This is a genomic window from Paenibacillus endoradicis, assembly GCF_024721975.1.
In genome coordinates this window covers 966,497-987,973 of the sequence record NZ_JANQBB010000002.1, presented here as the reverse complement: position 1 = coordinate 987,973, position 21,477 = coordinate 966,497, and the positions used below count along the sequence as shown (strand labels likewise).

General features: G+C 38.0%; 15 protein-coding genes, 4 tRNA genes and 1 pseudogene. All 20 read left to right on the top strand.

Annotated features, from left to right (window positions below):
* Window positions 1-3 precede the first annotated feature (3 nt).
* The 20 genes and pseudogenes from NV377_RS10350 (at window position 4) to NV377_RS10260 (ending at window position 21,462) form a co-directional block, all read left to right on the top strand.
* Entirely contained in the window at window positions 4-3,111 is a 3,108-nt protein-coding gene (locus NV377_RS10350; protein WP_258201116.1) for an efflux RND transporter permease subunit, read from the top strand.
* A gap of 210 nt (window positions 3,112-3,321) precedes the next feature.
* Complete coding sequence (locus NV377_RS10345) at window positions 3,322-3,888, top strand: FAD-dependent oxidoreductase (RefSeq protein ID WP_258201115.1); 567 nt, start codon at window positions 3,322-3,324, stop codon at window positions 3,886-3,888.
* Between the two features lie 311 nt (window positions 3,889-4,199).
* A complete protein-coding gene (locus tag NV377_RS10340) occupies window positions 4,200-5,141 on the top strand; it encodes an ABC transporter permease (RefSeq protein ID WP_258201114.1) in 942 nt (313 codons plus the stop codon).
* A gap of 33 nt (window positions 5,142-5,174) precedes the next feature.
* Window positions 5,175-6,062: a carbohydrate ABC transporter permease gene (locus NV377_RS10335; RefSeq protein ID WP_258201113.1), complete on the top strand. Its 888-nt coding sequence runs from the start codon at window positions 5,175-5,177 to the stop codon at window positions 6,060-6,062.
* Between the two features lie 102 nt (window positions 6,063-6,164).
* Entirely contained in the window at window positions 6,165-7,727 is a 1,563-nt protein-coding gene (locus tag NV377_RS10330; RefSeq protein ID WP_258201112.1) for a helix-turn-helix domain-containing protein, read from the top strand.
* On the top strand, window positions 7,720-9,450 hold the full coding sequence (locus NV377_RS10325) for a sensor histidine kinase (RefSeq protein ID WP_258201111.1): 1,731 nt from the start codon (window positions 7,720-7,722) through the stop codon (window positions 9,448-9,450). The genes NV377_RS10330 and NV377_RS10325 overlap by 8 nt, the downstream gene beginning before the upstream one ends.
* A gap of 100 nt (window positions 9,451-9,550) precedes the next feature.
* Window positions 9,551-11,260 carry an extracellular solute-binding protein gene (locus NV377_RS10320; protein ID WP_258201110.1) on the top strand — a complete coding sequence of 570 codons (1,710 nt, stop codon included), beginning with the start codon at window positions 9,551-9,553 and terminating at the stop codon, window positions 11,258-11,260.
* 166 nt (window positions 11,261-11,426) lie between these two features.
* The gene (locus NV377_RS10315) at window positions 11,427-11,621 is read left to right on the top strand and encodes a hypothetical protein (RefSeq protein ID WP_258201109.1); all 195 of its coding nucleotides are present in this window, start codon (window positions 11,427-11,429) and stop codon (window positions 11,619-11,621) included.
* A gap of 85 nt (window positions 11,622-11,706) precedes the next feature.
* Window positions 11,707-11,841 carry a discoidin/SUN/FTP domain-containing protein gene (locus tag NV377_RS10310; RefSeq protein WP_258201108.1) on the top strand — a complete coding sequence of 45 codons (135 nt, stop codon included), beginning with the start codon at window positions 11,707-11,709 and terminating at the stop codon, window positions 11,839-11,841.
* A 167-nt stretch (window positions 11,842-12,008) separates the two neighbouring features.
* Window positions 12,009-12,431 (top strand): annotated as a pseudogene (locus NV377_RS25925) (discoidin domain-containing protein).
* A 252-nt stretch (window positions 12,432-12,683) separates the two neighbouring features.
* Window positions 12,684-12,758, top strand: a tRNA-Gly gene (locus NV377_RS10305).
* A 7-nt stretch (window positions 12,759-12,765) separates the two neighbouring features.
* A tRNA-Arg gene (locus NV377_RS10300) sits at window positions 12,766-12,842 on the top strand.
* A 21-nt stretch (window positions 12,843-12,863) separates the two neighbouring features.
* Window positions 12,864-12,940: transfer RNA gene (locus tag NV377_RS10295), tRNA-Pro, on the top strand.
* Window positions 12,941-12,949: 9 nt separating this feature from the next.
* Window positions 12,950-13,023, top strand: a tRNA-Gly gene (locus tag NV377_RS10290).
* A 570-nt stretch (window positions 13,024-13,593) separates the two neighbouring features.
* Window positions 13,594-16,398 carry a phosphoenolpyruvate carboxylase gene (gene ppc / locus NV377_RS10285; RefSeq protein WP_258201107.1) on the top strand — a complete coding sequence of 935 codons (2,805 nt, stop codon included), beginning with the start codon at window positions 13,594-13,596 and terminating at the stop codon, window positions 16,396-16,398.
* A 183-nt stretch (window positions 16,399-16,581) separates the two neighbouring features.
* Complete coding sequence (locus tag NV377_RS10280; RefSeq protein WP_258201106.1) at window positions 16,582-17,628, top strand: S1C family serine protease; 1,047 nt, start codon at window positions 16,582-16,584, stop codon at window positions 17,626-17,628.
* A gap of 126 nt (window positions 17,629-17,754) precedes the next feature.
* Complete coding sequence (sigW, locus tag NV377_RS10275) at window positions 17,755-18,321, top strand: RNA polymerase sigma factor SigW (protein ID WP_258201105.1); 567 nt, start codon at window positions 17,755-17,757, stop codon at window positions 18,319-18,321.
* A gap of 117 nt (window positions 18,322-18,438) precedes the next feature.
* The gene (locus NV377_RS10270) at window positions 18,439-19,089 is read left to right on the top strand and encodes a zf-HC2 domain-containing protein (protein ID WP_258201104.1); all 651 of its coding nucleotides are present in this window, start codon (window positions 18,439-18,441) and stop codon (window positions 19,087-19,089) included.
* Window positions 19,090-19,214: 125 nt separating this feature from the next.
* Window positions 19,215-20,057, top strand: coding sequence for a diadenylate cyclase CdaA (gene cdaA / locus NV377_RS10265; RefSeq protein WP_258201103.1), 843 nt, complete (start codon window positions 19,215-19,217; stop codon window positions 20,055-20,057).
* On the top strand, window positions 20,050-21,462 hold the full coding sequence (locus NV377_RS10260) for a CdaR family protein (protein ID WP_258201102.1): 1,413 nt from the start codon (window positions 20,050-20,052) through the stop codon (window positions 21,460-21,462). Before cdaA ends, NV377_RS10260 begins: the two co-directional genes overlap by 8 nt.
* Window positions 21,463-21,477 lie beyond the last annotated feature (15 nt).

Here is a 21,477-nt window from a genome sequence, read left to right as displayed (position 1 = left end):
AGATTGCTTGATTATGTTTTGAAGAATCGCAAGGTAACTATACTGTTTTTTATTATGGCTACGATTGTTGGTAGCTTAAGCTTTCTGACGATGCCAAAGCGAGAAAATCCTGAGGTGTCTTTGACTATTGCTTTAGTACAGACAATTTATCCAGGGGCATCTCCAGAGAAGGTAGAACAGTATGTAACAATTCCTATCGAAGAGAGCATTAAGGATATTTCTAAGATTGTGCGTGTAGATTCCACATCATCATTGAACGTTTCTACTGTTATTGTAGAAATAGAGCCTGGTAGTGATGAAGAGAATCGTAAAGTTTGGGATCTTTTAAGACAAAAAGTACAATTAGTAGAAAGTAAATTACCGGATGATTCCAATAAGCCCGTTGTTATTGATAACCTTAATAATATTGCTCAACAATTTTTTCAGTTTGCAGTAAGCTCACCTGAACAATTAGAAGACTTAAGAATCCTTGCAGAGAAGTGGAAGTTTGAGCTAGGGCAGGTTTCAGGAGTGAGTGGTGTAGATATTATCGGTTTACCTGAGCAGGAAATAGCGATTTATCTCAATACAGAGAAGCTAGATCAGCTTGGGTTGCCATGGGGAAGTGTTATTCAGGCGATTTCGAATGATTATGATCGAGTACCGCTTGGTGGAGTTAAGGAAGGAGAAACTTACTCCTATCTGAAGCTAAGTGGAGACTGGGAATCTATTGATGACATTAATAAAATAATCGTATTTCAGAATGAAAGTACCTTACTACGTGTAGAAGATCTTGCTACTGTAGAAAAAGTAGGTGTTAATAACGATGCTTTAGTTCATTATAATGATCTTTATGCAGTTTCAATAGTAATCAATGCTAGCAGTGGAGTAGATATACCTTCGTTGCAAAATAGAATTGATGAAGTTGTTTCCCCATTAAAGGAAGAGCTTCCTTCTCATGTTCAATTGATTTCGGAATTCTCACAAAAAGAAAGCGTAAATCATCTGTTTCGTGATTTAGGTAAAGAGCTATTGATCGGTATGATCATTGTTATTATCATTTGCTCGCTAGGACTATCCTTCATCACTTCCTTGATTGTTGCACTGGCAATTCCAGTATCAGTTGCTATTGGGTTTATCCCAATTGAATTTTTTGGCGTTGATTTGAACCAAATCTCGATTGTAGCATTAATTATAGTACTCGGTATTTTAGTAGATGATGCTGTCGTTGTGAATGATAGTATACAACGGCGTTTATCACTAGGAGATTCACCGATGGAAGCATCAATTAGAGGAAGTAAGGATGTAGCCATCTCAATAACGACAGCTACATTAGCTACCATTGCATCATTTGTTCCATTGTATTTTATGACAGGAAATGTCGGTAACTTTATCCACCCACTTCCTGTAGTAATCACACTTACGATGCTTGCTTCCTTAATTGTCTCGGTTACAGTCATTCCAATTTTCCGGATGTGGATTAGTGAACGATTACTTAGGAAACGGAACAAGACTAAGGAAAATTCTAATACATCGGGTCTGCTAGGAAAGCCGATTCATCGATTAAGCTTGTTCTACGAAAAACAAATTGTTCGCTTTATCAAAAAACCTGTGCTGACAGCAGTGCTTGCTCTTGTAGTTGGAAGTATGAGTCTAGGACTATTCCCACTTCTAGGTATGCAATTTTTCCCTAAGGCGGAAAGAGAAATCATGCTGATTGATTTCAGTTTGCCAATTGGTACTTCTGTAGAGAAAACGAGAGATGTATTGAATGATGCATCAGAATGGATAAGAGAGCAGCCGGGCGTGAATTCAGTAACATTATACGCAGGGAGAATGACACCTAAGTTCTACTATTCTGAGACAGGAAAGTATGGCGAAAATATAGGTCAACTATTTGTGAAAATTGATATGGATCAGATTAAAACGAAAGATATGCTCCAGCCATGGCGCGAGGCACTACAGGATAAGTTGCCAGATGTAGAAATTGTGGCAAGGGAACTGGAGCAAGGACCGCCAGTAGGTGCACCAATTACCGTTAGTATTACTGGTGATGATTTGACAGTATTGCAGGAACTCTCACAACAAGTTAAGGATCAATTAGCAGATATTGAGGGTGCGATTAATATTTCAGATGATATAGGATCGAATATGCCAATTATTTTATTCAATATTGATCAAGAGCAATTACAACAACATGGAGTGGCAGAAAAGGATATTTCAACTACTCTGCGTCTGCTAAGTGAAGGAATTAAAGTCGCTGACCTTATAGATAATAAGGACCTATTAAATGTTGTATTACGCGTCAAGCACGATGAGAAATCTGAGATTACGGATGCTTTCTCTCAGTTGTCTGTTCCATCGAAGCTTGGTACTCCGGTAAAATTAGAACAATTTGTATCTGCGGAACGTAGTGCACAGGTGCATTCGATTCAGCATGAAGATGCTCGTAGAGTAGTCACAGTACGCGGTTACAATGAAGGAAAGCTTGTAAGTGAAATTACTGAAGAATTAAATGAAAAATTAGGAGCAATGGATATCCCTGAAAACTATTCAGTGCTTGTAGGTGGAGAGAATGAACAACGTGACGATGCATTTAATTCAATTACTAAGTTATGGATTGTTGTTGTTCTATTAATTTATATCTTAATGGTGATGCAGTTTAAATCACTGTCTATCCCGTTAATAATTTTGATGTCCGTATACTTAGCATTTGGTGGAGCTTTAATCGGATTATTTCTAACAAACTCACCGCTAGGATTTATGGCATTTATGGGTATTGTAAGCTTAACGGGTATTGTAGTTCGGAATGGTATTATATTGATTGAGTATATTGAGCAGGAGAGGAAGCAAGGTAGCTCGTTACAAGATGCTGTTGCAAGTGCAGGAAAGGTTAGATTACGACCAATACTAATAACGACCTTTACAGCTGTAGGTGCACTAACTCCAATGGCTATAGATGGTGGTTCACTATTTAAGCCGATGGCAGTAGCAATTATTTCAGGGTTGCTCTATTCTACATTGTTGACGCTGATCGTTGTTCCTGTCATGTATGTCATTATTGCTAGAAGAAAAGAAAAGAAGATATACAAATCGCATAATAGTGGTATAACGGAACAACCACCGGTATAAGTAAGAATTGGATAGTAAGAACATAAAGCAGGCTCAATAATTATTGAGCCTGCTTTATGTTCTCTAGGCGAATATTAGTCATCTGAGATATTATGAACTCATCAAATAAAATATCTAACCTCTTTTATACTTCTTTGATATTAATTGGCTTGTCATTTACAATAGAGTAAGGCGTTGCCTGTACTTATAATTGAAGGAGAGTGCTTAAATATGTATGAAGTTGCAATAATCGGAGCTGGTCCAGCAGGAGCTAGCGCAGCGTTATTTACTGCAAAAGCAGGAAAGAAAACGATTGTTCTTGATAGCGATAAAGGTATGACGAAACGCGCCTGGTTCGAAAACTTTTATGGAGTTTCGGAAATCTCGGGACCAGATCTTATTGAAACTGGGATTAAGCAATTTCAGAAATTTGGTGCAGAATACAAGGAAGATACAGTCATTTCGATCGAGAAAAGGGATAGTAGTGTAGTACTAACTACAGTAAATGGTGATAGTATTGAAGCGAAACATCTTATTATTGCTTCTGGAATCCATACGGATCTAGCGGAGCAATTAAGTATCGCTACGAAAGTAGGTACAGAGCCTCGCATTAAAACTATTTTTGATGTTAATGCTCAAGGTAAAACAAACGTTGAAGGTATATGGGCAGCTGGTACTTGTACAGGAGTAAGTGTTCATGCAATCATTACTGCTGGTGACGGTGCAAAAGTTGCTATTAATGTTATTAGTGAACTGAACGGCGAGCGTTATGTTGATCACGATATGATGAAAGCCTAATGATAATAAGAATAAGATAGAAAATTTGAAAAAGAGGGATTGTCTCTATGGAGATAATCCCTCTTTTTTGTCGTGGATGAATAGAAAGTAGGATCACTTACATTAGCATATTTAGGAGGTAAGTAATCTCCAAAGTAGCGTATTTAATCGTATAGAAAACTAGATTATATGAGTATTACGTCAACGATGAACGGATAAATTTATTATCGTTGATTTAGTACATATATCGTTATTTACTGTTCTAGAATGGATCAGTTAAAAACTTTAACATATAAGGTATACAAATACTCGAAACGAGATGGTGATCTTACATGAACAGTTCATTAAAACCTTTATCGGTTTGGCAAAAGTTTATCAAACAATGGGACTATCAACTTATGATTTTACCAGCAATAATTTTCTTGTTTATTTTCAGTTACGGTCCGATGTGGGGAGTATTAATGGCATTTCAGGATTACAACCTATTTAAAGGATTTTCAGCGAGTGAATGGGTTGGATTCAAACACTTTGAAATGTTTTTTACGTCACCTGAGTTTTGGCGCATTATGAGGAATACGTTTGTTATTAGCTTCTTAAAGCTACTGATCGGTTTCCCGGCACCAATTATATTGGCGTTAATGCTTAATGAAATAGGAAATGTAGCATTTAAGAGAGTCGTACAGACGATTACATACATTCCCCACTTTATTTCGTGGGTAGTTGTATCGGGCTTAGTATTCTCAATGCTTGCAGTAGATAATGGCCCAGTAAACGATGTTCTTCTCAAATTTAATTTAATTAAAGAACCTATTAGTTGGTTATCCGTTCCTGAATACTTCTGGTCAATATTAGTAGGAACTAATGTATGGAAAGAAATTGGTTTTGGATCGATTGTATACTTAGCTGCAATTATTGGTATTGACCCTGCATTATACGAAGCTTCAGCAATTGATGGAGCAAGCAGAGTGAAGCAAATATTCACGATTACTTTACCAAGTATTGCACCAGTAATTATGATCTTCTTAATTCTTGGAGTAGGTAATACGTTGAATGCAGGGTTTGAAGACATTATGATGTTAACCCGTAATTTGAATAATGGGATAGTCATGCCTGTGGCAGAAGTTATAGATACCTACGTCTATAACATGGGGATAATGAATCAACGATATTCTTATGCAACAGCGGCAGGATTATTCAAATCATTATTGAGTGTGACATTACTTGTACTTGCTAATTCACTAGCTCGTCGCTTTAATCAAGAAAGTCTATGGTAGTGAAATGATGATAACGAACAAGGAGTGGCACAAATGAGATTATCAGCATCTGATAAAGTCGTAAGAACAATAATCTATACACTATTAACGATTTTAACATTCATAACATTCTATCCGTTTTGGAATTCATTCATTATATCAATTAACACTGGTTCAGATACTGCACTAGGGGGATTAACTTTATGGCCTCGAGACTTTACGCTTGAAAACTATAAAGTTGTATTCCAAGAAAAACATATTTACAATGCGTATTTAGTTACGATCGCAAGAACAGTACTAGGTACTTTATTATCAATGTTCTTTACTGCCCTATTCGCATATGGTTTATCTAAAAAAGGGATAGTTTTCAAACGTTTTTATACGTTATTCGCTATCTTTACAATGTTCTTTAATGGTGGTTTAATTCCATACTTTATCATTGTGTATTCGTTGAATTTGTATAATACTTTCCTATTCCTATTGTTACACGGGATGATCAGCGTCTATAATATGATTATATTCCGAACATTTTTTAGTCAATTACCTGATGGATTGGAAGAATCGGCAAGAATTGATGGATGTTCTAACTTTGGAGTCTTTTTCAAAATCGTACTTCCGGTATCTGGTCCGGTCATTGCAACATTGTCATTATTCACTGCAGTAACACTTTGGAACGATTGGTTTATTCCAGCAGTATTTATCCAAAATCAGAATTTAGTTCCGTTACAGACATTACTCGTACAAATTATTAATGCTGGTACTACAGCTTCGCTAATGACTAATTTGAATAGTTATGCTCAATCTGCATTAGCTAATACGGTAACCGTTAAAGCGTTGCAAATGGCAACGATGATGGTAGCGACATTACCGATTCTATGTATCTATCCATTCCTACAACGCTTCTTCGTTAAAGGGGTATTAATAGGTTCGCTAAAAGAATAGAAAACCGCAGCTTCTCATTATGATTAATGTGACTGCGAAGACAAGAGGTTATACAGAAAATGTATAACCTCTCTTTGACATCATGCTACTAGGAGGAGTTCCATGTACAAAGCAGTTGTAGTTGATGACGAGCGATATGATCTAGAAGGTTTGCGTCAGTTAATACCATGGGAAAAATTGAATATAGAAGTGGTGTGCTGGGAGAATCGTCCACTCGTTGCTCTGCAATATATTGAGGAGCATAGTATAGATATCCTTATTACAGATATTAAAATGCCTGTATTAAGTGGTTTAGAACTTGCAAAGCGTGCGCAAGACTTGAATCCGCAGTTGAAGAAGTGTTTTATTAGCGGATACCAAGATTTTCAATTTGCCAAGCAAGCATTAGATTTGAAGGCAGACGGCTATGTGTTAAAGCCGGTAGATGATAATGAATTAATCGCAGTTATTGAGAATATCGTTAATGAACTCACAGAGGAACGTAATCAACAAGAGATTATGGCAGAAACTTTGGTGTGGCGTAGGCAGGATAGTGTATCACAATTGCTCCAAGGGAAAACATCACGTCTTTGGACAGAGTCACTTGCCGAGCAACTAGGTTATCATTATAAATGCAATGGCATGACGGTCGTAATCGTTGAGATTGATAGAGGCATTGTTCCAACTGGAGAGAGCGAGAGAAGTTTAAAGCTTTTAACTGAGCAATGTATGATCTTTTTAGAAGAGTTATTTCATCAATATGGCTATACATTATGGTGTACATTATCGAGTCATCGCTTAGGATTAATAGTCCCATATAGCAATAATCTAGTTTTAGAACTTACAAAAATAGTAGAATTAACGGCAACAAAGCAAAAAGTTACGATAACTACAGGTTTCGGCGATCTAGTGAGTGATGACTTTACATTAAAACAAGCTTTCGAGCAAGCGCAGGATTGTATTAATTATAAAATGTTTCTAGGGAAAAATAGAGTTATTGCACCGTCGATGCTAATGCCTAGATATGACCAACAAACAGAAGATATACAACCGATACTAGATCGAATGTTTCATGCCACAATAAAGTATCAGTTAGTTAATATTTATGATTGTATTGATGAGCTATTTGCTGTTGTTCAATATGTTGATCATCCGCAAAAAGTTTATTATTTTGCTACTCATATTGCACTTAAATTGCAAAATGATCTAGCACAAATGAATGAAAGTTTTCAAAGTTTACTTGGTTGGGGAAGTAATAATTTGGAGATGATTGCCCAGTTTGAGACCATTTATGATATACAAAAGTGGCTTCGTAGTACCTTGTTTGAAATATCAGAGACATTATATATGCGCAAACAGAAAAGAAATTATAGATTATTCGAAGAGATTATCGAGTATATCGAACAACGTCTATCAGGTGAAATTACGTTGCGCGAAGTTGCTAACTATTTTGCTTATTCTCCTAATCATCTTGGTCATATGTTTAAGGAAACAGTGGGTTCAACGTTTAATGAATATGTACTTATGCGACGCATGGAAGTAGCGAAAGAGCTGCTTCGCAATCATAAGTTGAAAGTATATGAAGTTGCCGATCAGATTGGTTACAAAAGTCTAACTCATTTTAGTAGAACATTTCGTGAGGCAATCGGAATGACGCCAGGCGAATTTAGAAAGAAGAGTGGTTAATATATATAGCTCTAGAAAACTATACATACCACTTCGGACGAAGCTACTTACTTCATATATTTTGCTGGTTCTATTTCCTATTATCGTGATTGGTAGCTATACATATTATAAGACGGCCCATTCCGCTGAACAGGAGATGCGCAATAGTTTAGCGGTTACGCTTACACAATATGGCACACAAGTAGAGTATAGAGTGAATGATATTATTCGAAGCTCCGACGCCATTTTCGACGATCAAGTGCTCTCGCGAAATTTAGCGGGGTATTATCTTGGTGGGGAACGGCATCGGATTATGACGGAATATATTTTACCAAAAATGGAATCAGCTATTTTACTTCCTAATACACAAGTTATGATCAGTCTATATATAGATAAACCAACCATAGGAGAGTTTTATTATGAGGAGCGGGAAGAGTATTTACGAGATGGCAGTAGACTATACGGCATAATGTATACGGATCGGATTAAGGACGAGGAATGGTATAAGAAGCTTGATTTGACATACGATGAGCAATTATGGGAACAGGTAGGTAAAGACAAGCAGTATGATAATATATCTTTATTGCGTAATGTAATAGATTATGAAATTCTTCAAAAGATAGGATTATTAAAGATAACTGTGAAAATGCGTGATATATTTGAAGACTTTGATCTTAGTAATTTGGGAGAAGGAACGAAACTCGTAGTTGTTGATCATAACCAACAATACTTATATTCAAGTAATATGACCAAAGAGGAGTATGATCCTAGCTTACTACAATCTTCCAAGCAATATTTACAGATGACAGAAGTAGTAGATAGCATGCCTATTCAAGTTATTGCACTTGTACCAAAAAAGTCTTTAAAGGAAGGCTCCTTACAGGTACGAAACATTACGATTCTAATCTGTTTTATTTCATTAATCATTGCTGTTTTCATTAGTTTTGTCATTTCTAAATTTTTCACACTGCGTTTTTCAAAACTAGTATATTCATTGCAAGCATTTACGGAAGGTGATTTCAACAAGCGGATATATTACAGCGGACATGATGAGTTCCGTCAAATATCAGAAGCATTTAACGAGATGGCATCTACCATTCAGACGCAAATAGATGAAATTTATATTAGTAAACTAGAAACAAAAGAAGCGGAATTGCAAATTTTGCATGCTCAAATTAATCCACACTTCCTATACAATACCTTTTCTTCGATTAGTCGAATGGCAAAATTAGGCGAAGTAGACAAATTGAACGATATGATTCTGAAATTAGCTAAGTTTTATCGGTTAACGCTCAATAAAGGTGAAATGATCATCCCTATCTCTAAGGAAATAGAAATTATTAAAGCATATTTAGACATTCAAAATTTAAAATATGGAGATCGTATAGTAGTTACTTATGAGATTGATGATTCTTTATTACAGCAGGAAACTGTGAAATTTATATTGCAGCCATTTGTTGAAAATGTATTAGAGCATGCATGGTATGACGATCAGATTCATATTCGATTAGTGATTAGTCATAAAGAAGATAGAATCATTTTAGCTATTGAAGATAATGGCCTAGGTATGACTGAACATACGATTAAAGGAATTATTGGAACGAGTGAGTCTGCTATTGGTTATGGAATAAGGAATGTGGATCAACGGATTAAACTCCATTATGGGACAGAGTATGGCGTACATATTGAAAGTATAGTGGGGGAAGGAACTGTGATCAAATTGATGATTCCATATGCTCATTGATTTAGTACACTTTTCGTTGATTGCTATGATTTTTTTGAAAATCAAATCCATCTATACTTTGTTTAGTAACAGATAACTGTATAGAGAGGGGTAAAATGATATGAAAAACAAAAGAGTAACGAAAGTAACAATGCTAGTCCTTCTTACATTTACTTTATTACTTGGAGCATGTAGCAATAATAGCGGTAACAAAAATACAACTCCAACTCCAACACCTCAGAACACACAAACTGCAACTAATACAGGTGAAGGTGATCAGACAGAAACACCTACTGATCCTAGATCCAAAGTTATTCCAGTAACATTCACTCAATTCGTTAACTATGATTGGTTTACAGCTCCAACTTGGGAGGAGCGTCCACATGGCGCTTGGATTACAGAAAACCTTAAAGTAACTGTTGTTCCAGAGCAATCAAATGGAGCAGCAGCACAAAAGCTTAACGGAATGATTGTATCTGATACTTTACCAGATGCTATCGTACTTGATAAAGGTAAAGATGTAGAACGACTAGTAAGCGCAGGCAAATTAGTTGCACTTGATCCATACTTAGAAAAATACCCAGAGTTTGTAGAAACGGTTGGGGAAGAAACATTAAATATGCTACGTAGTGAAGATGGTAAACTATACCAAATTCCTAACTGGTACATTAGTGGTGATAATGGTAACGGTAATGCGGCATATCTTGTTAACAAAAAGATTTATAAAGAGTTAGGTTCTCCTAATCTTGAAACTTGGACTGAGCTAGAAGCTTACTTGAAACTTGTAAAAGAAAAATATCCTGATATCGTGCCTCTTGATGCGGGTGAAGTTCGTGATGGAGCAGAATTACAATTGCTAGGAATGCTTTACAGTGGTGCAGCAGACGGTAATTCACCAACATTTATTTCCCCTGGTGCTGGTAGTGTATTCGGTGTTCCACAAGGTAATAAACTCGTTTCAATTTATGAAGATAAAGGGTTTGCGGATGCAGTATTGTACTTAAATCGCTTATTCCGTCAAAATCTAGTTACGCAAGATTTATTCACTCAAACTCGTGACCAAATTAATGAGAAATTAAGAGCTGGTAAAATTGCTGTATTTGCAGCTTATGATTCTGTAGTTGAAGGTATTGGTCGTGAAGCAAACAATACACTTAAAGCACTTGATCCAGAAGCAGGTTATGAAGTAATTTGGCCTGTTCACAATGATGGCGTAGATAAAAATAAGGTTTATCCATCTGGATATAACACTTTAGGTTGGAATGTTAACGTAATTACTACAAATGCAAAAGATCCGGAAGCAATCTTCTCATTTATGAACTGGGCTACTAGTGAAGAAGGACAACGTATCATCTTCTTCGGACCAGAAGGTCTATACTACGATAAAGTCGAAGATGGCGTACCAATTCCAAATGATGCTTACATTAATCGTGATCTTAAGAAATATGATGAGCTGAAAATCGGTGAGTTCAACTGGTATGGTAATACAAGTTATATTGATGGAGTTAAAGGTCAACGTGAAAAATTATTACCTGAAGAAGCACAGGATTGGACAACAATTGCACAAACAACTGTATCTTTCCTAACATCTCGTAATATTACTGAATTCTCTAACCTAGATCCGCTTCCTGATTCTGATGAAGGTATTATTCTTCAACGTTTGAAAGATTACTATAAGCAAGCAATTCCAAAAATGATCTATGCGAAATCTGATGATGAAGTTGCTGCATTGCTGAAACAAGCAGCAGAAGAAACAAAAGGACTTGGTTATCAGACAGTACTAGATTGGAAAACAGTTAAATGGCAAGAAAATCTTAACATGATGAAATAAGATTGATTAAATAATCCCCTCTTGATTGCAGTTAGGAACTAGATATGGCGTAAGCTAATCTTCCTGATCGTTAAGAGGGGATTTTATTAAGGAGAGATGAGCAAGCTCAACGCTAGCTCGGGATATTAATATTGCGGTTGAAATTGATGGAGGGTATCCACAGTATATGCTTCGAACGGTAGCCTTTAACGATACGCTAACGCAGTATACGATTGATTTCACGATGGAAGCGATGAGTAGAAATAATGGCAAACTCAACTTTATACTAGGTAGAATAGCAGCAGCGGTTGGTGCACATCAGCTTGTATTCGATGATATTATGCTAGCTGAGACGAGAGAAAATGTACCAAGCATTGACTAATGCTGTGCAAAACATTGCACTAACGGGATTATAATCAGCTGAATTGGGAAGGAGCATATGGTAAAGGATATTTATTGAAACTTCATTGGATGGATCGAACTGGACACCTATTTTCAGTACATCAGATGGCGATGGCGGAGTGGATGAGATCTACTTTACACCTAATGAAGCAAGATATGTTCGACTTACAGGGCTGGAGCGTAGTACACCGTACGGATAATCATTGTATGAGTTTACGATCTATCCGTATGATGCAACGTATATGCAGGACGATTTAGCGGCTCCTGAACTACAAACTGATTCGACAGATGGCATTCGTGAAGCAACCGATCACGATTAGCTTTGCTGATGATGAACGCTATCGGAATAGTATATTGTCAGTGACGAATTTCAGATGCTAGTGATCCACAATCGATCACTACAGATCTTGGAAAAAGCTTCGAGATTGGTCGAATAATACTTTATTGGGAAGGGGTATGTGGCAGGTCTTACACCATTGAGGGATCTATAAATGGCAATGTGTGGACTTCATTGTTCTCTACAGCGCAAGGAGATGGCTGAGAAGATGAAATATTATTTGGAGCAACACAAGCGAGATATGTACGCCTTGGAGCAGCTAGAGCATCGAAGTATACTGTAGAATTATCAATAGATGGAGTAGAATGGTATCAAGTAGCTCAGATCAATAGCTATAACGGATTACAGGATACGATTAACTTTACTAGCACGACAACAAAGTATATTCGTATTACTGGCACTGAGCGTGCGTTCCCTTATGGATATTCGATCTTCGAAGTGCAAGCTTATTGATAGTAGGGAGTAAAGACTGAAGCATTGATAGACTTAATACAGAGCCGTTCCTCTGTAGATTTGCAATCTGCTGAGGAATATTTGATTATCATCGAATATGCCCATAAATATGCAGAACTGAAAGGGATTATATGAAGAAAAACTTTTTTTTATATTTTCGTAATAAACACTTGCATTTCAAATTCAAAGGTGATATATTATTACTTGTCGCCGCGATAACACATCGCGAAACACAACAAGTAATTAAGTCGTGCGGAAGTGGCTCAGCGGTAGAGCATCGCCTTGCCAAGGCGAGGGTCGCGGGTTCGATTCCCGTCTTCCGCTCCAACACATTGCGCCCTTAGCTCAGCTGGATAGAGCGTTTGACTACGAATCAAAAGGCCAGGAGTTCGAATCTCTTAGGGCGCGCCATTTTAATTACTTTCATCATTACGGGATGTAGCTCAGCTTGGTAGAGCACCTGGTTTGGGACCAGGGGGTCGCATGTTCAAATCGTGTCATCCCGACCAGTTTAATAAGCGGGCGTAGTTCAATGGTAGAACTTTAGCCTTCCAAGCTAATAGCGTGGGTTCGATTCCCATCGCCCGCTCCATACCATAACAGACAGACTTTGAGAAATCAAAGTCTTTTTTTGTGTTTTTCTACATGTGTTTATGAAATTCTATTGAAAATTGTGTAAAACAAAATTGACGGTAAATTTTGTATAATCATTTATAATTATTAACTACTGTTCATTAAATGCTATAGTTAAAAGTAAGATATAAAAATGAAATATAGGCATAGTTGAGATGAACATCGTTTTGTTGGATTTCTACTACAACATCAAGTAACATAAGTGAATTTGTTTTGCAATACTACAACTATTGCCGAAAATAGAAGAGTAATTTGTGAATTGAACACAATAAGAGAATGATAAATTTCTTTGTACTTATTGACATGTTCCAGTGTTCGGTATTTAAGCGTTTTCTATATCGAATATAGGTTAAAACAAGCTTTTTTTTAGATTAATTATGTCATAAAGGCTTCAATGTAGTTGCATTTTGATGTATAATAAAAATAATGTTTTTGTAATTAACTGAGAGTAATCTTACGAATATAATGTATAGATAATTTATTAAGCATGGTTTGTGAGTTTGCTGTACAGATCTGTAGGAGGAAGAGTATGTCGGATCAAACTGTAACATCAACAGCGACTAATCGGACGCAATCTAATAATTTGCTTAGACGTGATGTCCGTTATTTAGGCAATATACTCGGTGAAGTACTTGTTCATCAAGGCGGACGTGAGCTATTAGAGCTTGTGGAGCAAATTCGAGAACAAAGTAAATCACTTCGTGCTCATTTTGACCCTGAGTTGTTTGGACAAGTGAAGGCGACTATTTCGTCCTTAAGTTCAGAGAAGCGTCATCAGGTAATTCGTGCTTTCGCAATTTATTTCCAATTAGTCAACATCGCTGAGCAAAACCACCGTATTCGTAGAAAGCGTGACTATGAGTTTCTAGCAGGTGAAGAAGTTCAAAATGGATCTATTGAAAGTGCAATTAAAGTACTTAAGGATCGCAATGCTTCTACAGCTGATGTTGAAGAAATGTTAGCGGGTATTTCCTTAGAACTTGTCATGACTGCACATCCAACAGAAGCAACTCGTCGTGCTGTACTTGATATTCATAAGCGTATTGCTGATGATGTCATGGAGCTTGACAACCCTACTTTAACTTATCGTGAACGTGAAAAACTTACTGAGAAACTATTGAATGAAGTGCTAATTCTATGGCAAACAGATGAGCTTCGCGATCGTAAACCAACTGTACTTGATGAAGTTAAAAACGGATTATTCTATTTCGATGAAACACTATTTGACGTACTTCCTAGCGTATATGAAGAGCTAGAAAGATGTCTTGTTAAATATTATCCAGAACAAAAATGGCATGTACCTAGTTACTTGCGTTTTGGTTCATGGATTGGTGGAGACCGCGATGGTAATCCATCTGTAACATCTGATGTAACTTTGCAAGCACTGAATCTTCATCGTTCACTTGCTGTTCGCAAATACGAAGAGCAAATTCGTGGCATGATGGAAATGTTGAGCTTTAGCACAAATCTTGTTCAAGTAACAGATGAGCTTCTTGCATCTATTGCAAAAGATCAAGAGCAAGTTGAACTTACACGTGTTGATCCATGGAGAAATCCAACAGAACCTTACCGTGTGAAAATTGGTTATATGTTAGAGAAACTAGGAAATACAGTTGATCCTGATGAAGCTGAACCTAATTCCTACTATGTAACACCTGATGAGTTGATGGCCGATCTACTAATTATTGATCGTAGTTTGCGTAGTCATTATGCGGATTACTTCGCTGATACTTACCTTGCGAAATTACGTCGTCAAGTTGAGTTGTTCGGCTTCCATCTAATGACGCTTGATATTCGTCAACATAGTCAAGAACATGAAAATGCAATGACTGAAGTGTTGGCTAAATTAGGTATTGTGGCAGACTATAGTTCATTATCCGAAGAAGAGAAAATAACATTACTTGTGAAGTTGTTAGAGGATCAACGTCCATTAACATCTCAACACCAGGAATATTCTGCTTCGACTCGTGAATGTTTGAATGTTTATGAAGTTGTCGCTAAAGCTCAGAAGGAATTCGGTAAAAAATGTATTAATAGTTACTTGATTAGTATGGCTGAGGCAGCTAGTGATATGCTAGAAGTTATGGTATTTGCCAAAGAAGTTGGTCTGTACCGCGTGGAAGATGATGGCACAACGGTATGTTCGATTCAAGCTGTTCCATTGTTTGAGACGATTGACGATCTTCATGCAGCACCTGGCATCATGAAGCAATTATTTGAAATCCCATTGTACCGTAAAGCTGTTGAAGCTTGTGGTAACATGCACGAAATTATGCTTGGTTACTCTGATAGTAACAAAGATGGTGGTGCGGTTACTGCAAACTGGGAGCTTCGTGTAGCTCTTAACAACATTACTGCTACTGGTAATGAATATGATGTTAAGTTGAAATTCTTCCATGGACGTGGCGGTGCGCTTGGACGTGGTGGTATGCCACTTAACCGTAGTATTCTTGCTCAGCCACCACACACAGTGGGTGCTGGCATTAAGATTACTGAACAAGGTGAAGTGCTATCTTCACGTTACTCCTTACAAGGTATTGCATACCGTAGCTTAGAACAAGCGACTTGGGCGCTTATTACAGCTGCTCGTCTTGCAAAATACCCAGAGCAAGCTCCACAAGTGGAAAAAGAGTGGGAAGAAATTGCTGCTTCGATTTCTGAAACGGCATTGAATAAGTATCAGGACCTTATCTTTAGAGACCCTGACTTCTTGACATTCTTCAAAGAATCAACTCCGCTTAATGAGGTTGGTGAACTGAACATCGGTTCTCGTCCATCTAAGCGTAAAAATAGTGATCGTTTTGAAGATTTGCGTGCGATTCCTTGGGTATTCTCTTGGACGCAAAGTCGTTATCTGCTTCCTGCGTGGTATGCAGCAGGTACTGCTATCGCTGAGTATCTTGGCGATGACGAGAATAAACTAGATACATTGAAAACAATGTACGAGAAATTCCCGTTCTTCCGCAGTCTAATCGACAATTTGCAAATGGCACTTGCGAAAGCAGATATGTCTATCGCTAAGCTATACGCTAGTATGATTACTGATGACACCATTCGTGATCGTATCTTCACTCAAGTTGAGCAGGAGTACAAATTGACTTCTGATCTAATCTTGAAAATTACGAATCAAACAGAAATTTTAGATAATGTTCCAGTTATTCAAGAATCTATTCGTTTGCGTAATCCGTATGTTGATCCACTTAGCTACTTACAAGTGCAATTACTTGCTGAGCTTCGTGCAATCCGTGCTGAAGACGGAGACGATCAAGAGTTACTTCGTGAAGTATTACTTACGATTAACGGAATTGCAGCTGGTCTTCGTAATACTGGTTAATAGTATATCTTATATAAATGCAAGGGGATGTCCTAAAAGTCATTGCAAAAATGACAAAGGGATGATCCCCTTTTTTTATGCTCCTTTATAGTTAAGTTAAGATTACTTTAAGGTGAATCCCTCACAATAAAAGTATCCAATCAAGAGAAATAATAGATTACGGATATAGGAGGAGCATTCATTATGGATAACAATCAATTTGAAGCTTATTATAAAGAGGTTGATCAATTACCACAGATCGTAGAGAAAAAGAAAAAGAATAGTAAAGGCGTTAAGGTTTATGTATCTGCGTTCCTTGCAGGTGCATTAATGATCGGAGGTTTAACCTACACTGCTGATCGTATGAATCTATTCACTGGTGGCAATGTCAATAATGTTGCTTATTACACGAATACAGGTGGTACAAGCTTCGGTGATGCTGGATTAGTTACGGCATCTCAGTCAGTGGCAAGCAATAGCACATCAGATGTATACGCAGCGACTTCACCTTCGGTAGTGAAGATAGAGAATTATACAGAACCAGAGGTGTCTAGTATGTTCGACGATCCGCGCATGTGGCAATATTTCGGTGGGATGTCAGGTGATCAGAATTCACAAGGCAGAGAAGGTCAGAGCTCGCCGAATGAAAGAGGAGATAATTCCGGGTCAGAGTCTCAACCAGAAGATGAGACCTATGATGAAGCTAGCTTACAATTAAGTGGTTCTGGGACAGGATTTATCGTGGACGCTTCAGGATACATAGTGACCAATGAGCATGTTGTATCTGGTGCCAAGCTAGTCAAAGTAACGATTGATGGTTACGACGAGCCACTGAATGCGAAAGTTGTCGGTAGTAGTACTGATCTTGATATCGCAGTTTTGAAAATCGAGACACCCGATGGAGCTGCTCTTCCGGCATTGCCATTAGCAAATTCTGATGAGCTAGCCATTGGACAATGGGTTCTAGCTATCGGCAATCCGCTTGGTCTAGACTCCACATTGACGATGGGGATCATTAGTGCCAAAGAAAGACCGATTACGATTCAGAATGAAGCAGGAGAATCTCAAGTATATGAGCATATGCTGCAGACCGATGCTTCTATTAACCCAGGCAACTCTGGTGGACCATTATTGAATGAAGCGGGACAAGTGATTGGGATGAATACAGCAGTCAATTCTGAGGCACAAGGAATAGGTTTTGCGATCCCATCTAACATCATTGCAGAGTACGTAAATGGGCTTGGAATATAGTATTAACAGCCTTTCTTAATAAATAATTACGATTCGAGCAGAGAATGCTCGAATCTTTTCATGTTTTAGGATAAAATAGTAAGGAAAAGAGCAGACGTACCAAGAGACGTTTGGAGGAAAAGTGGAGTGAATCTATTAGAGAGTCAGCTCGTTAAGCTGGCATTAAAGGGCGATCAGGCTGCTTTTGCTGAGCTTGTAGAGCTGTATCAAGAGAAGTTATATCATATGGCATATCGTATGTTGAACAATCGCCAAGAGGCCGAGGATGTCGTTCAGGATACTTTTCTTCGTGTATACAATAACCTTGAACGTTATGATACTACGATGAAGTTTTCAACTTGGATTTATCGCATTGCAACTAATTTAAGTATTGATCGGTTAAGAAAACGTAAGCCGGTATACTCTTTGGATGCAGAATCTTCTGATTATGAAGGTTTGGATGGTTATTCTATGATTCCTAGCGACAATCGCACGCCAGAATCAGAATTGCTAATTTCCGAAACACAACAAATCATTCATCAAGCGATTGATACGTTGCCGCCCAAATATAAGTCGGTTATGATACTTCGCTATATTCATGAGCTCTCCTTGCAAGAAGTAGGAGATATATTGGACATGCCTGTTACGACAATCAAAACTAGGGTCCATCGAGGCCGTGAGTTTCTCCGTAAAAAGTTGGAGCACAAATTATAACTCATAAGAATAAATAGGTAATATTCTTTTGAAACGTTAATTTTGATGAAACGTATGTCTAATAGAACGTAGTGGAAGACATTATCGAAAGAAACAAAGAAAGTAGGGCTGGCTGCTATGGAATGTAAAGTTGCGATTCAAGCTATTCATCTATACTTAGACGGTGAGCTTGACATAGATCAATTTAGACAATTAGAAGCTCACATGAATAACTGTGAGAGCTGTAAGCAACAATATGAACAGCTTGAGAAAACGGATGCAATGACGCAGTTTGCTATGCATGCACCGGTAATGAATACAGTAAGAAGTGAACGTGATATAACAGATCTGAAATCAGCTATTCTCTCACAACTACCGAAGAAACAACAAACAAGATCCAATGCAAGATTCGTCCGTTGGTTATACCGGTACCCTGGGTTAACTGCTGCTGCAATGTTTATAGTAGTAATGTTTATTAGTGTCTTTGCATCATGGGATCATGATAACAAACTCGTTATTTCGGGCTCGCAAGAAGATTTACAGTACATTGTCATTAACGGAAATACAGTAATTGTACCAGAAGGTAGTCAGTTGACTGGAGATTTGGTGGTCGAAAATGGTATAGTTGAGGTGAAGGGTGCTGTAGATGGAAATGTTACCGTAATCGATGGGAAAATGGTGCTTGCCTCAACCGGTCATATTGCCGGTCAAAGTAAAATCATTGACCAAGCTCTAGATTGGATATGGTACAAAGTAACCTCATCAATTTCTGAGGCAATTCCGCAATAATCTACAAAAAGCTTCCCTTTTCGAGGGAAGCATTTTTATTTACCCGACAAAAAGGATTTTATATTGTCAATATAGAAACCTTACATGAAGTGAAATAGGATGTTGTGGCAGTTGGGGGTTGAAAAATGAGTTATTTTACAGATTCCTCTTGGCAGGACTGGTTGAAGGATATTATTGATGTTGGGATCGTAGCCTTTATCATATATAAAGTGATGATACTTGTTCGTGGTACGAGAGCTGTTCAGTTATTGAAGGGTGTTTTTGTACTTGTTGCTACATGGGCAATTAGTTCATGGTTCAATTTATTTACGCTTAAATGGCTAATGGGTCAAATGTTTAACTGGGGTATCGTAATGGTGCTCATTCTATTCCAACCAGAGTTAAGACGGGCGCTCGAGCAATTAGGACGAGGTAAGTTTTTCTCTCGCGGCTCGTCATTAGATGCTGCTGATCTTAGTGATCAAATCGAAGAGATCATAAGAGCAGTTCGTTCAATGGCAAAGCGAAAAGTGGGGGCACTAATCGTATTTGAACGAAAAACAGGCGTTTCGGAAATGATTGAATCAGGTATTGCGATGGAGTCTAGAATTTCATCAGAATTGCTTATGAATATATTTACACCTAACTCCCCATTGCATGACGGTGCTGTAATTGTACGTGGCAATCAGATTATGGCGGCAGGTTGTTATCTACCGTTATCCGAGAACCCATTTATAAGTAAAGAATTAGGTACACGACATCGTGCGGGAATCGGCGTAAGTGAAGTTAGTGATGCGATTTCATTGATTGTGTCTGAAGAGACTGGTCAAATTTCGTTATCGCTTAATGGGCTTATTGTGCGCGATATTAATGAAGAATCACTTATTTCTAAATTGCACGAGGAATTATCACAACGTGCAGATGGATTGAAGAAGGAGAGTTCCATATTAGCTTTCTTCAAGAAGATAAAGGGGGATCAGCATGGATAAATGGTTAAACCATCCTACTTCCTTGAAAGTTTTATCTTTAATACTCGCAATATTAATCTGGGCGATCGTACATATTGATCCTGAAACCTCTCCGCAGTCTGTAACGTCTAATACAGATACGAAGATTATTGAAGCAGCGACAATTGTGCCGATTGGTCTAGATACAGATAAGTATGTCTTAACAGGTTTGGAACCAACGGTAGTTCGCGTCGTTGTTGAAGGTAGAATTTCTAACTTACGTACAGCGACTAATGATGATTATGTCGTACAACTCGATTTGAATGGCGTTGGGCCCGGTATTCAGGACCTTCCGTTAAAAGTACAAATGCCTGCCGGGATTAAAGAGGTAGAAATTTCTCCGAGTCATGTTACTGTGCAAATCGAAGAACTTGAGACGCAAACACTTGAAGTTCAAGTCCTTACTGAAGGCGAGCCTGCTGCAGGCTATATCGTAGGAGAATCTTCTATTATTGGAGATACTGGCAACGTCGTTGAAGTTACAATGCCGAAGGATGATTATGCACGACTAGGAATGCTTGCTGTTACGGTAGATATTACAGGTGCAAGTGCGAATGTAACGAATAAGAAGGCTAAAGTTGTTGCGTACGATACGCAAGGAGTTCTCATTCCTAACGTTTCCGTTAAGCCTGATACATTAAGTGCAGAGACGATCATTTCCTTACCATCGAAAGAGTTACCGGTGCAATTAAGATATACGGGTAATCTTCCTGAAGGGTATAGTCTTGTCTCTATTAATTCATCAACGACGAGTGTAACAGTCAACGCGACACAGACAATTCTAGATGAGATGAATCTATATGATGGCTTCGTATTAGATTTAGCGAAGGTGAAGGAATCAGGTGAAGTACTAGTTAAGGCTGAGAAGTCGGAAAATGGCTTGACCGTAACGCCAGGGGAGATTCCTGTCATTGTTGAGATTGAAGCGACAGCAACTCGAACGATGAGCGGAATTCCTGTCACGATTACTGGTCTTGTGGATGATACGAAAGCTACGATTTCTGAAAGTAAGAATGGACGCATCGATGTATTACTTGCTGGAGCAGAAACTTTATTACAAAAGATAAAAAATTCTGAAGTTAAGTTGTCGCTTGATGTGACTGGTCTTGCGATAGGCACACATCAGTTAACCGTTGCTGCAGAATTACCAGCGTATATTCATGCTACAGAGTCCGAGAGTTTCACACTTAACGTCACAGTTGTCATTGCTAGTACGAAGGAAGTAGATGCTAGTGGTGAAAATGATGGAGTGGACAATGTAATTCCTGATTTACCAACTAGCGGGCCTGATAATGGTAATGATTCTACCGATCCTGAGCCCAGTACTGATGTTAATGAGGAGCCTACAGAGTCCCCAGCTTCAAGCGGTAATGGACAAGTAGAATAAATAAATGGTTATACG